Origin of the sequence: Burkholderia sp. MSMB1826, from assembly GCF_001526325.1 — a bacterium.
In the GTDB taxonomy this organism is placed as follows: Bacteria; Pseudomonadota; Gammaproteobacteria; order Burkholderiales; family Burkholderiaceae; genus Burkholderia.
Window position 1 is genome coordinate 47,599 of record NZ_LOYN01000018.1, and the last position, 13,186, is coordinate 60,784.

Below are 13,186 nucleotides of genomic sequence, written 5' to 3' on the forward strand. Positions count from 1 at the left end.
CTATGCGGCAAACAGCGCCGCGTATTGATCGGCCGCGAAGCCGAGCGATTTCACGCGACCGTTGACGACGAGCACGGGGCGCTTGATGACCGACGGCTTGTGGATCATCAGCGCGACCGCGCCGGTCTTCGTTTCGGCGGCGGCCTTCATCGCGTCGTCCAGGCCGCGCCACGTGGTGCCGCGCTTGTTCACGAGCGCGTCGAGCGACACGTCCTTCAGCCAGTCTTCGATCAGCGGCGCGCTGACGCCGAGCTTCTTGAAATCGTGGAACTCGAATTCGACGCCGTGATCGTCGAGCCACACACGGGCCTTCTTCACGGTGTCGCAGTTCGGAATGCCGTAGACGACCACGGTGTGCGGCTTCGCCATCAGTCGCCTCGCAGCAGCTCGTTCAGGCCGACCTTCGCACGCGTCTTCGCGTCGACCTTCTTCACGATCACCGCGCAGTACAGGCTGTGCGAGCCGTCCTTCGACGGCAGGTTGCCGGCGACGACGACCGAGCCGGCCGGGATGCGGCCGTAGCTCACTTCGCCCGTCTCGCGGTCGTAGATCTTCGTGCTCTGGCCGAGGTACACGCCCATCGAGATCACCGAGTTTTCCTCGACGATCACGCCTTCGACGACTTCCGAGCGCGCGCCGATGAAGCAGTTGTCTTCGATGATGACCGGGTTCGCCTGCAGCGGCTCGAGCACGCCGCCGATGCCGACGCCGCCCGACAGGTGCACGTTCTTGCCGATCTGCGCGCACGAACCGACCGTCGCCCACGTGTCGACCATCGTGCCTTCGTCGACGTAGGCGCCGATGTTGGTGTACGACGGCATCAGCACGACGTTCTTCGCGATGAACGAGCCGCGGCGCGCAATCGCCGGCGGGACGACGCGGAAGCCGCCCGCGGCGAAATCTTCGGCCGTGTAGTTCGCGAACTTCGACGGCACCTTGTCGTAGAACTGCGAATAGCCGCCGGCCGGCATCGGCGCGTTGTCCTCCAGGCGGAACGACAGCAGCACGGCCTTCTTCAGCCACTGGTGCACGGTCCAGTTGCCGTCGATTTTCTCGGCGACGCGCAGTGCGCCCTTGTCGAGCTGCTCGATCGCGTGAGCGACGGCTTCGCGGACGTCGGCGGGCGCGGCCTTCGGCGACAGCTCGGCGCGGTTTTCCCAGGCGGTATCGATGATTTGCTGAAGTTGTTGCGACATGTTCGTTTTCGCAGGAGATGGATGGAATTGATCGGGATGGACGATTACCGCGCGAGGGAGCGGCAGAAATCGACGATGCGTTGCGCGCCCTCGACGCATTCGGGGGTGCCCGCGACGAGCGCGATCCGGATGAAATCGCGGCCCGGGTTGGTGCCGTGCGCATCGCGCGCCAGGTACGAGCCGGGCAGAACCGTCACATTATAGTCGGCGTACAGGCGGCGGGCGAACTCGGTGTCCGACAGGCCGGTGCGCGCGACGTTGGCCCACAGGTAGAACGCGGCGTCGGGCAGCTTCACGTCGATCACGTCGGCGAGCATCGGCGTGACCGTGTCGAACTTCTGCAGGTACAGCGCGCGGTTCTCGCGCACGTGCGCCTCGTCGTTCCACGCGGCGATGCTCGCGTGCTGCCAGACCGGCGACAGCGCGGCGCCGTGGTACGTGCGGTACAGCAGGAATTGCTTGAGCAGCGCGGCGTCGCCGGCGACGAAGCCCGAGCGCATGCCCGGCATGTTCGAGCGCTTCGACAGGCTCGACAGCATCACGAGCCGCTCGAAGCCGCGGCCGAGGCGGTGCGCGGCCTCCAGGCCGCCGAGCGGCGGCGCCGCTTCGTCGAAATAGATTTCCGAATAGCACTCGTCGGACGCGATCACGAAGCCGTGGCGGTCCGACAGCGCGAACAGCTCGCGCCAGTCGTCGAGCGTCAGCACGGCGCCCGTCGGGTTGCCGGGCGAGCACACGTACAGCAACTGCGTACGCGCCCACACTTCGTCGGGCACGGCCGCGTAGTCGCACGCGAAGTTGCGCGCCGGGTCGCTGTTCGCGAAATAGGGTTCGGCACCGGCCAGCAGCGCCGCGCCTTCGTAAATTTGATAGAAGGGATTCGGACAGAGTACGATCGCTTTCTTGCCGTCGGCGCGCGGGCTTGCGTCGATCACGGTCTGCGCGAGCGAGAACAGCGCCTCGCGCGAGCCCGACACCGGCAGCACCTGCGTGGCCGGATCGATCGCCGGTAGCCCGTAGCGGCGCTCGAGCCAGCGCGCGATCGACGTGCGCAGCGCGTCCGAGCCGGCCGTGGCCGGGTACGACGCGAGGCCGTCGAGCGCGGCCACCACGGCTTCGCGGATCAGCGCCGGCGTCGCGTGTTTGGGCTCGCCGATGCCGAAGCTGATGGGTTTGAGGTCGCCGGAAGGCGTCACGTCCTTGAACAGGGCGCGCAGCTTTTCGAAGGGATAGGGCTGGAGCGAGTCGAGTCGAGGGTTCACGGGCGAAGCGGCCATCGCGGCCGGTTGGAGCGAAAGAAGCGGCGGGCGCGCCGCGCGGCTGCGAACGGGCGCGGCGGGCGCGCGGGTCGCAGCGGACGATTATAACGTGACGAAATGCGGTCACGGCCTGCCGGCACGGCGGCCGGGCCGGTCGAATAAAGGGTATCGAATCAAATGAACAACGCGGTACGCGGCAGCCTGCCGACGCTGGCCATCCTGATCGGCGCGTCGGTATGGGGCCTGATCTGGTATCCGCTGCGGATCCTCGCGTCGCTCGGCGTGACGGGCACACTCGCGAGCGCGCTGACGAGCCTCGTCGCGTTCCTGTTCGTGATCGTCGCGCGGCACCGCACGATCGCGACGCTGCGCTGGCACTGGGTGCTGCCGGGCATCGCGGTGACGGCCGGCGTGACGAACCTCGGGTTCGTATGGGGCACGATCCACGGCGAAGTGTTGCGGGTGATGCTGCTGTTCTACCTGACGCCGGCCTGGACCGCGATCTACGCGCACTTCCTGCTGCGCGAACGGCTGACCTGGGCGGGCGCAGGGCTGGCTGCGCTGTCGATCGGCGGCGCGATGCTGATGCTGTGGTCGCCGGCGCTCGGCTTGCCGCTGCCGGCCAACCCGGCCGAATGGGCGGGTCTCGCGGCCGGGCTGAGCTTCGCGATGAGCAACGTGCTGGTGATCAAGGCGAGCCGCGAGCTGCCCGACACGCGCGCCGAAATGCGCACCGCGACGCTGTTCGGCGGCGCGGCCGTGTTCGGCGCGATCGCGTCGCTGTTCGAAGGGTTGCCGGCCGCGCCGGCGAGCGCTCAGCTGGGCGTGGCCGCGCTGATCGTCGCGGCGATCGGCGTGACGATGGCGTCGAACAACCTGCTCGTCCAGTACGGCCTCGCGCGCGTGCCGGCGAACCGCGCGTCGATCATCATGCTGTTCGAGATCGTGATCACCGCGCTGTCGGCATGGGTGTTCGCGAACGAGCTGCCGAGCGCGCGCGAGTGGGCGGGCGGCGCGTGCATCGTGCTGGCGACGCTGCTGTCGAGCCGGGTCCATCGCGCCGCGCCGGCACCGGACAAACCCGGCGACGGTCGGGACGGCGCACGCGCGATGGTATGATGGAAGCCGTTTGCGGGGCCCAACGCTGGATGCGCGCGGCCCCGTTTTTGAATTCCGGGGCGCGTGGCGCGCAGGGGCTCTCCGGCCCCGCGCCGGGCGGCCCCGTCCGTTTCACACCTTCTTCACATCCGATACCGCCGTGCGTCTGAGCTCGATCAAACTCGCTGGCTTCAAATCCTTCGTCGATCCCACGCATTTCCAGGTTCCGGGCCAGCTCGTCGGCGTGGTCGGCCCGAACGGATGCGGCAAGTCCAACATCATCGATGCCGTGCGCTGGGTGCTCGGCGAGTCGCGCGCGTCCGAGCTGCGCGGCGAATCGATGCAGGACGTGATCTTCAACGGTTCGACCGCCCGCAAGCCCGGCAGCCGGGCCAGCGTCGAACTGATCTTTGACAACTCCGACGGCCGCGCGGCCGGGCAGTGGGGCCAGTACGGCGAGATCGCCGTCAAGCGCGTGCTGACGCGCGACGGCACGTCGAGCTACTACATCAACAACCTGCCGGCGCGCCGCCGCGACATCCAGGACATCTTCCTCGGCACCGGCCTCGGGCCGCGTGCGTACGCGATCATCGGGCAGGGCATGATCGCGCGGATCATCGAGGCGAAGCCGGAAGAGCTGCGCGTGTTCCTCGAGGAAGCCGCCGGCGTGTCGAAGTACAAGGAACGCCGCCGCGAAACCGAGAACCGCCTGCACGACACGCGCGAGAACCTGACGCGCGTCGAGGACATCGTGCGCGAACTCGGCGCGAACCTCGAGAAGCTCGAGGCGCAGGCGGTGGTCGCGACCAAGTACAAGGAACTCGTCGCCGACGGCGAGGAGAAGCAGCGCCTGCTGTGGCTGCTGCGCAAGAACGAGGCCGCCGGCGAGCAGCAGAAGCAGCAGCGCGCGATCGAACAGGCGCAGATCGACCTCGAAGCACAGACGGCGAAGCTGCGCGAAGTCGAGGCGCAGCTCGAGACGCTGCGCGTCGCGCACTACTCGGCGAGCGACGCGATGCAGGGCGCGCAGGGCGCGCTCTACGAAGCGAACGCCGAGGTGAGCCGCCTCGAAGCCGAGATCAAGTTCATCGTCGAATCGCGCAATCGCGTGCAGGCGCAGATCGCCGCGCTGAATGCGCAGCGCGAGCAGTGGCGCGCGCAGGCCGAGAAGTCGCAGGACGAACTCGAGGAAGCCGAAGAGGCGCGCGCGATGGCCGACGAGAAGGCCGCGCTCGCCGAAGACAACGCGGCCGCGAAGCACGATGCGCTGCCGGCGCTCGAAGCGAAGTGGCGCGACGCGCAGGCGCAGCTCAACGACGAGCGCGCGCGGATCGCGCAGACCGAGCAGTCGCTGAAGCTCGAAGCCGCGCACCAGCGCAACGCCGACCAGCAGCTCCAGCAGCTTCAGCAGCGCCACGAGCGCCTGAAGGCCGAGGCGGGCGGGCTGGATGCGCCCGATGAAGCACAGCTCGAGGAGTTGCGCATGCAGCTTGCCGAGCAGGAAGAGATCCTCGCGCAAGCGCAGGCACGTCTGAGCGATGCGCAGGAGGCGCTGCCGCGCCTCGACGGCGAGCGCCGTGCCGCGCAGGAGCGCGTGCAGGCCGAGAGCGCGCAGATCCACCAGCTCGAGGCGCGGCTCGCCGCGCTCAAGCAGCTGCAGGAGAACGTGCAGACCGAAGGCAAGATCCAGCCGTGGCTCGACAAGCACGAGCTCGGCGCGCTGCCGCGTCTGTGGAAGAAGCTGCACGTCGAGGCCGGCTGGGAAGCGGCGCTCGAGGCCGTGCTGCGCGAGCGTCTCGCCGCGCTCGAAGTATCGAATCTCGACTGGGTGAAGGCATTCGCGACCGATGCGCCGCCCGCGAAGCTCGCGTTCTACGCGCCGCCCGCGGCCGGCGAGCCGCCCGCCGCAGTGGCCGGGCTGCGGCCGGTGCTGTCGCTCGTGCGCATCGACGACGCGGGCATCCGCGCGGTGCTGAACGACTGGCTCGGCAACGTCTATGTCGCCGACGACGTCGCGCAGGCGCTCGCGACGCGCGCGCAGCTGCCGGCAGGCGGCGCGTTCGTCGTCAAGGCCGGCCATATCGTCACGCGCGTCGGCGTGCAGTTGTACGCCGCCGATTCGGAGCAGGCCGGGATGCTGGCCCGCCAGCAGGAAATCGAAAACCTGGCGCGCCAGGTGCGTGCGCAGGCGCTGCTCGCCGACGAGGCGCGCACGGCTGCCGTGCGTGCGGAAGCCGCGCACACGCAGGCCACGCAGGCGCTCGGCGACGTGCGCGCGCAAGCCGAGCGTGCGACGCAGCGCGTGCATGCGCTGCAGATGGACGTGCTGAAGCTCGCGCAGGCGCACGAACGCTATACGCAGCGCAGCACGCAGATTCGCGAGGAACTCGAGGAAATCGGCGCGCAGATCGAAGAGCAGCGTGCGCTGCGCGCGGAGTCGGAAGCGAATTTCGAGCGCTTCGACGGCGAGCTCGCGGAACTGCAGGCGCGCTTCGAGGACAATCAGCTCGCATTCGAGTCGCTCGACGAATCGCTGACGCAGGCGCGTCAGGAAGCGCGCGACCTGGAGCGCGGCGCGAACGACGCGCGCTTCGCCGCACGCAACGCGGTGACGCGGATCGACGAACTCAAGCGCACGATCCAGGTGGCGCACGAGCAGAGCGAGCGCGTCGCCGCGTCGCTGGAGGACGCGCGCGCCGAACTCGAGACGATCAACGAGCAGACCGCGCACACCGGCCTGCAGGACGCGCTCGAGATTCGTGCGGTGAAGGAAGAGGCGCTGCAGGCCGCGCGGATCGAGCTCGACGACCTGACCGCGAAGCTGCGCGCGTCGGACGAGCAGCGGCTCGTCGCCGAGCGTTCGCTGCAGCCGCTGCGCGACCGCATCACCGAGCTGCAGTTGAAGGAGCAGGCCGCGCGCCTGTCCGTCGAGCAGTTCGCCGAACAGCTCGCGGCCGCCGAGGTCGACGAGGCCGCGCTGGCCGCGAAGCTGACGCCGGACCTGAAGCCGTCGTACCTGCAGGGCGAAGTCACGCGCCTGAACAACGCGATCAATGCGCTCGGCCCGGTCAACATGGCCGCGCTCGACGAGCTGAAGGCCGCGAGCGAGCGCAAGGTGTTCCTCGATGCGCAATCGGCCGACCTGATCGACGCGATCACGACGCTCGAGGACGCGATCCACAAGATCGACCAGGAAACCCGCACGCTGCTGCAGGGCACCTTCGACGAGGTCAACCGTCATTTCAGCGACCTGTTCCCGCGCCTGTTCGGCGGCGGCCAGGCGAAGCTGATCATGACGGGCGACGAGATTCTCGATGCCGGCGTGCAGGTGATGGCGCAGCCGCCCGGCAAGAAGAACGCGACGATTCACCTGCTGTCGGGCGGCGAGAAGGCGCTGACCGCGACCGCGCTGGTGTTCGCGATGTTCCAGCTGAACCCGGCGCCGTTCTGTCTGCTCGACGAGGTCGACGCGCCGCTGGACGACGCGAACACAGAGCGTTTCGCGAATCTCGTGCGCGCGATGTCCGACAAGACGCAGTTCCTGTTCATTTCGCACAACAAGATCGCGATGGAAATGGCGCAGCAACTGATCGGCGTGACGATGCAGGAGCAGGGCGTGTCGCGGATCGTTGCGGTGGACATGGAAACCGCCGCGGGTTTTGCCCAGAATTGACGTTTGACGAAACCGGACCGCGTTCGCGCGGCGCATGGGCGCCCGTTCGCGGTCCCGACGAAAAAGAATTGCTGATGGAGCGTGCATGGACGAGTTGACACTCGGTTTGATCGGCGCGGGCGCCGTCGTGGTGGGCGGCGTCGTGGTCTACAACGCATGGCAGGGCGCGAAAGTGCGGCGCAGGATGCCGCGCCCGATGCCGGAGGAAGCGACCGAGGCGATGAACCGCCCCGAGCGCGACGAAGAGTTGCCGTTCATCGAACCGGTGCGTCAGCCGGTGCGCCGCGAACCCGCGGCACCGATCGCGACGGCGACCGCGGCCGACGCCGCGCGCGTCGAGCCGACGTTCGGCGGGGCCGCCGGCGGTGCGGCGCCGGCCGATATGCCGGCCGACCTGCAGGCCGAGGCGACGGGCGTCGACACGTCGTCCGAATCGACCGAACCGACTGCCGGTGAAGAAGCCGTGCCCGCCGCCGCACGCGAAGCGGCGGCCGAATCGGCCGAGCCGACCGAACCGGTGATGCCGGCCGCGACGACGGTCTCGTCGGCGCCGCCCGCGATCGTCGACCGCCGGATCGACTGCATCGTGCCGATCCGCCTCACCGGTCCGCTGCCGGGCGACAAGATCCTGCCGGCCGCGCAGCGGCTGCGCCGCGCGGGCAGCAAGCCCGTGCATATCGAAGGCAAGCCGGAAGGCGGCCAGTGGGAGCTGTTGCAGAACGGCGTGCGCTATGAAGAGCTGCGCGCGGCCGCGCAGCTCGCGAACCGCAGCGGCGCGCTGAACGAGCTCGAATTCTCCGAATTCGTGACGGGCGTCCAGCAGTTCGCCGACGCGATCGACGGCGCGCCGGAATTCCCGGACATGATGGAAACGGTCGCGATGGCGCGCGAGCTCGACGCGTTTGCCGCGCAGTGCGACGCACAGCTGTCGATCAACGTGATGTCGGACGGCGCGCCGTGGTCCGCGAACTACGTGCAGGCGGTCGCTTCCCAGGACGGGCTGCTGCTGTCGCGCGACGGCACGCGCTTCGTGAAGCTCGACGCGAAGCAGAACCCGGTGTTCATGCTGCAGTTCGGCGATACGAACTTCCTGCGCGACGACCTGACGTACAAGGGCGGCAACAGGATCACGCTGGTGCTCGACGTGCCGGTGGCCGAAGAGGACATCCTGCCGTTCCGGCTGATGTGCGATTACGCGAAATCGCTGTCCGAGCGGATCGGCGCACGCGTCGTCGACGATTCGCGCCGGCCGCTGCCCGAGTCGACGCTGCTCGCGATCGAGCAGCAACTGATGAAGCTGTACGCGAAGCTCGAGGAAGCCGGCATCCCGGCCGGTTCGCCGGTCACGCGGCGCCTCTTCAGCCAGTAACGCGACGGCGCGGACGGCGAGCTGCGGCGCCGTCGTTCGCCGCTGCGGCGCACACCGTTTCGTGTGCGCCGCAGCACGTCATCCGGCCCGCATTGCGTGCCCCGCCGCGGCGTCAAACTGAGATAATCGGGTATCCGATTTTTCAGAACGAATCTGCCGCCAGCATGGCCCGAACCCAAGCCGAACCGCCAGCCAGTCAGCCCGATGCGCGCGCCGCGTGGCTGCGCGACCAACTCGAGCGGGCGAACTACGCCTATTACGTGCTCGACCAGCCGGATCTGCCCGACGCCGAATACGACCGGCTGTTCCGCGAGCTGCAGCAGCTCGAGACCGACCATCCCGAACTCGTGACGCCCGATTCGCCGACGCAGCGCGTCGGCGGCGAAGCGGCCGGCGGCTTCAGGCCGGTCGTGCACGATGCGCCGATGCTGTCGCTGAACAACGGTTTCGCCGACGAGGACATCGTCGCGTTCGACAAGCGCGTCGCCGACGCGCTGGCCAAGACGACCGATCTCGCCGGCTCGGTGACGGACCCTGTCGAATACGCGTGCGAACTGAAGTTCGACGGCCTCGCGATTTCGCTGCGCTACGAGCGCGGCGTGTTCGTGCAGGCATCGACGCGCGGCGACGGGACGACGGGCGAGGACGTGACCGAGAACGTGCGCACGATCCGCTCGATTCCGCTGAAGCTGAAGGGCAAGCACGTGCCGGCCGTGCTCGATGTGCGCGGCGAGGTGCTGATGTTCAAGCGCGATTTCGCACGCCTGAACGAACGTCAACGCGCGGCCGAGCAGCGCGAATTCGCGAACCCGCGCAACGCGGCGGCGGGCAGCCTGCGTCAGCTCGACCCGAAGATCACCGCGCAGCGTCCGCTGTCGTTCTTCGCGTACGGGATCGGCGTGCTCGACGGCATGCCGATGCCCGACACGCACAGCGCGCTGCTCGACTGGTACGAGGCGTTCGGCCTGCCGGTGAACCGCGAGCGCGCGGTCGTGCACGGCGCCGAAGGCCTGCTCGGCTTCTTCCGCAAGGTCGGCGAGAAGCGCGATGCGCTGCCGTACGACATCGACGGCGTCGTCTACAAGGTCAACCGGCGCGACGAGCAGGAGCGGCTCGGCTTCGTGTCGCGTGCGCCGCGCTTCGCGCTCGCGCACAAGTTTCCCGCGCAGGAAGCGCTGACGAAGCTCGTCGCGATCGACGTGCAGGTCGGCCGTACCGGCGCGATCACGCCGGTCGCGCGTCTCGAGCCGGTGTTCGTCGGCGGCGCGACCGTGACCAACGCGACGCTGCACAACGAGGACGAAGTGCGCCGCAAGGACATCCGGATCGGCGACACCGTGATCGTGCGCCGCGCGGGCGACGTGATTCCGGAAGTCGTCGGCGCGCTGCTCGACCGGCGCCCGGCGGATGCGGCCGAGTTCGTGATGCCGACCGAATGCCCGGTGTGCGGCTCGAAGATCGAGCGCCTGCCGGACGAGGCGATCGCGCGCTGCACGGGCGGGCTGTTCTGCCCGGCGCAGCGCAAGCAGGCGCTGTGGCATTTCGCGCAGCGCCGCGCGCTCGATATCGACGGCCTCGGCGAGAAGATCATCGACCAGCTCGTCGAGCTGAATCTGGTGCGTACGCCGGCCGACCTGTTCAATCTCGGCTTCGCGACGCTGGCCGAACTCGACCGGTTCGCCGAGAAGTCCGCGCAGAACCTGCTCGACTCGCTCGAGAAGGCGAAGCATACGACGCTCGCGCGCTTCATCTACGGGCTCGGCATTCGCCATGTCGGCGAATCGACCGCGAAGGATCTCGCGAAGCATTTCGGCTCGCTGACGCCGATCATGGACGCGTCGATCGAGGAACTGCTCGAAGTCAACGACGTCGGGCCGATCGTCGCCGAGTCGATTCACCAGTTCTTCGCGGAAGAGCACAACCGCACGGTGATCGAGCAACTGCGCGCACCCGGCAAGGTCACGTGGCCGGAAGGGCCGCCCGCGCCGAAGGCGCCGCAGGGCGTGCTCGCCGGCAAGACCGTCGTGTTGACGGGCACGCTGCCGAATCTCACGCGCGATGCGGCGAAGGAGATGCTCGAAGCGGCGGGCGCCAAGGTGGCCGGTTCGGTATCGAAGAAGACGGACTACGTGGTCGCGGGCGCCGAAGCCGGCAGCAAGCTCGCGAAGGCCGAGGAACTCGGCATCCCCGTGCTGGACGAAGACGGTCTGCACCAACTCCTGGAGGGCAATACGCCATGATTCGCGAGATCCTGAAGATGGGCGATCCGCGCCTGCTCGAAATCGCGCAGCCGGTCGAGCGGTTCGATACGGCCGAGCTGCACGAGATCGTCGCGGACATGTTCGAGACGATGCACCATGCGAACGGCGCCGGGCTGGCCGCGCCGCAGATCGGCATCGGGCTGCAGATCATCATCTTCGGCTTCGGCAACAACAACCGCTACCCGGATGCGCCGCCGGTGCCCGAGACCGTGCTGATCAACCCGAAGATCGAGTACATGCCGCCGGACATGGAAGAGGGCTGGGAAGGCTGCCTGTCGGTGCCGGGCATGCGCGGCGTCGTCAGCCGCTACGCGAAGGTGCGCTACAGCGGCTTCGACCAGTTCGGCGAGAAGATCGATCGTGTCGCCGAGGGGTTCCACGCGCGCGTGGTCCAGCACGAATACGATCACCTGATCGGCAAGCTGTATCCGATGCGGATTACCGACTTCACGCGCTTCGGCTTCACCGAGGTGTTGTTCCCGGGGCTCGATCCGGCCGACGACGACTGATCGGCCGCGCTTCCCGGAAAAGAAAAAACCCGCGCGAGCGGGTTTTTTCTTGGCGGGCGCACGTTACGTGCCCGAGGTCAGAACGTCTCGTCGGCGGACAGGTAGCGCCATTGGCCTTGCGGAAGCGCGCCGAGCATCACGCGGCCCATCCGCACGCGCTTCAGGCCGATCACGTCGAGGCCGACCAGTTCGCACATGCGGCGAATCTGGCGCTTCTTGCCTTCGCGCAGCACGAACCGCAACTGCTCGCCGTTCTGCCAGCTCACCTGCGCGGGCTTCAGCGCGACGCCGTCGAGCTCGAGACCGTGGCGCAGCTTCGCGAGCGATTCCGCGGGGAAGTGCTGGTCGATGTCGATCAGTCGTTCGCCGAAGCGCACGCGCACCAGGTATTCCTTGTCGATGTCCGACTGCTCGCCGATCAGTTGCTTCGCGATCACGCCGTTCTGCGTCAGCACGAGCAGGCCGGTGGAGTCGATGTCGAGACGGCCGGCCGGTGCGAGCGCATGCAGGTGCTGCGGCGAGAAGCGCACCGGCGAATGGTCGCCGCTCCAGCGGTTCGCGCGCGTGATCAGCACGGCCGCCGGCTCGTAGCCGTCTTCCGCCTGGCCCGACACGTAGCCGACCGGCTTGTGCAGCAGGATCGTCACCTGCGCGGCCTGTGCCGCGCTCGCGCGCTCGTCGATTTCGATCTTCTGGTCGGCGCGCACCTTGGTGCCGAGCGTGTCGATGCGTTCGCCGTCGACGAGCACCCAGCCCTTTTCGATCCATTCGTCGGCTTCGCGGCGCGAGCACATGCCGAGTTCGGACATCCGCTTCGACAGGCGCATCAGGCCCGTTTCGTCGCCGTAGTCGACGTCGGCCGCCGCGCGCTTGACGGGTTGTGCGGTCTTCACCGCGCCGAACGAACGGCGCTCGCCGTCGCGCGCGGGGCGGGTCGGGCGGTCGCCGAAGCTGCGTTTCGCGCCTTCGCCGGCCGCCTTGTCGCGATAGGACGGACGTTTGTTGTCTTCAGCGCCTGCTGCGCGGCGGGGACGCGCATCGTCGTCGCTGCGGCGCGGCGGACGATCCGACGACGTGCGACGGTCGCCGAAGCTGCGCTTCGCGCCTTCGCCGGCCGCGTTGTCGCGGTAGGACGGGCGTTTGCCTTCGTCGCTGCCGGCACGGCGCGGCCGTGCAGCGTCGTCGCTGCGGCGCGGCGGGCGATCGGACGACGTGCGGCGATCGCCGAAGCTGCGCTTCGTGCCTTCGCCGGCTGCGTTGTCGCGGTAGGGCGGGCGTTTGCCTTCGTCGGCACCCGCACGACGCGGACGTGCATCGTCGTCGCTGCGGCGCGGCGGGCGATCCGACGACGTGCGGCGATCGCCGAAGCTGCGCTTCGCGCCTTCGCCGGCTGCGTTGTCGCGGTAGGACGGGCGCTTGCCTTCGTCGGCACCCGCACGACGCGGCCGTGCATCGTCATCGTTGCGGCGCGGCGGGCGATCGGACGACGTGCGGCGATCGCCGAAACCACGCTTCGCGCCTTCGCCGGCTGCGTTGTCGCGATACGGGGCGCGCGGGCCGCGTTCGGCACCGCCGTCACGCGGCGCACGCTGGGCCGGTGCGCGATCCGCACCCGCGCGTTCGGCGCCTGCGGCGCCACGCGGCTTGAACGAGCGTTCGCCGGCGGCTGCCGCAGGCGCCTTCTTCGGGCGGGCCGGCTTGTCTGCGGCGGGCGGCGCAGCGGGGCGCACCGCCTTGCGGGCGACGAGGCTGCCGGAGCGGACAGGGGCGCGAGTCGGCGACGCCGGCTTCGGATTCTTGACGGTTAATTTGGTGCGCATA

Annotated in this window: 9 protein-coding genes; 5 read left to right on the top strand and 4 right to left on the bottom strand. The window is 68.7% G+C overall.

Features of this window, described 5'->3' with window-relative positions; genetic code table 11:
- Genes WS95_RS10595 through dapC form a run of 3 tightly spaced genes read right to left on the bottom strand, consistent with a single transcriptional unit; the run spans window position 1 to window position 2,473 of the window.
- Window positions 1–369 carry an ArsC family reductase gene (locus tag WS95_RS10595; protein WP_034207673.1) on the bottom strand — a complete coding sequence of 123 codons (369 nt, stop codon included), beginning with the start codon at window positions 367–369 and terminating at the stop codon, window positions 1–3.
- Window positions 369–1,196, bottom strand: coding sequence for a 2,3,4,5-tetrahydropyridine-2,6-dicarboxylate N-succinyltransferase (dapD, locus tag WS95_RS10600; protein ID WP_006478479.1), 828 nt, complete (start codon window positions 1,194–1,196; stop codon window positions 369–371). The genes WS95_RS10595 and dapD overlap by 1 nt, the downstream gene beginning before the upstream one ends.
- Window positions 1,197–1,240: 44 nt before the next feature.
- The gene (gene dapC / locus WS95_RS10605; protein WP_059823758.1) at window positions 1,241–2,473 is read right to left on the bottom strand and encodes a succinyldiaminopimelate transaminase; all 1,233 of its coding nucleotides are present in this window, start codon (window positions 2,471–2,473) and stop codon (window positions 1,241–1,243) included.
- A gap of 159 nt (window positions 2,474–2,632) precedes the next feature.
- On the opposite strand from dapC, the gene WS95_RS10610 reads away from it, so the two are divergent.
- The 5 genes from WS95_RS10610 to def all read left to right on the top strand — a co-directional run bounded on the left by WS95_RS10610 (window position 2,633) and on the right by def (window position 11,365).
- Window positions 2,633–3,574, top strand: a complete 942-nt coding sequence (locus WS95_RS10610) for a DMT family transporter (RefSeq protein WP_059823760.1) — start codon at window positions 2,633–2,635, stop codon at window positions 3,572–3,574.
- A gap of 139 nt (window positions 3,575–3,713) precedes the next feature.
- Entirely contained in the window at window positions 3,714–7,226 is a 3,513-nt protein-coding gene (gene smc, locus WS95_RS10615) for a chromosome segregation protein SMC (RefSeq protein WP_059823762.1), read from the top strand.
- Window positions 7,227–7,311: 85 nt separating this feature from the next.
- Window positions 7,312–8,595: a cell division protein ZipA C-terminal FtsZ-binding domain-containing protein gene (locus tag WS95_RS10620; RefSeq protein WP_059823763.1), complete on the top strand. Its 1,284-nt coding sequence runs from the start codon at window positions 7,312–7,314 to the stop codon at window positions 8,593–8,595.
- Window positions 8,596–8,759: 164 nt separating this feature from the next.
- A complete protein-coding gene (gene ligA, locus WS95_RS10625) occupies window positions 8,760–10,835 on the top strand; it encodes an NAD-dependent DNA ligase LigA (protein ID WP_059780846.1) in 2,076 nt (691 codons plus the stop codon).
- Entirely contained in the window at window positions 10,832–11,365 is a 534-nt protein-coding gene (gene def, locus WS95_RS10630) for a peptide deformylase (protein WP_034207668.1), read from the top strand. Before ligA ends, def begins: the two co-directional genes overlap by 4 nt.
- Before the next feature lie 77 nt (window positions 11,366–11,442).
- Here the strand turns inward: def and WS95_RS33100 are convergent, their stop codons facing one another.
- Entirely contained in the window at window positions 11,443–13,185 is a 1,743-nt protein-coding gene (locus tag WS95_RS33100; protein ID WP_082746896.1) for a pseudouridine synthase, read from the bottom strand.
- Window position 13,186: the final 1 nt, after the last annotated feature.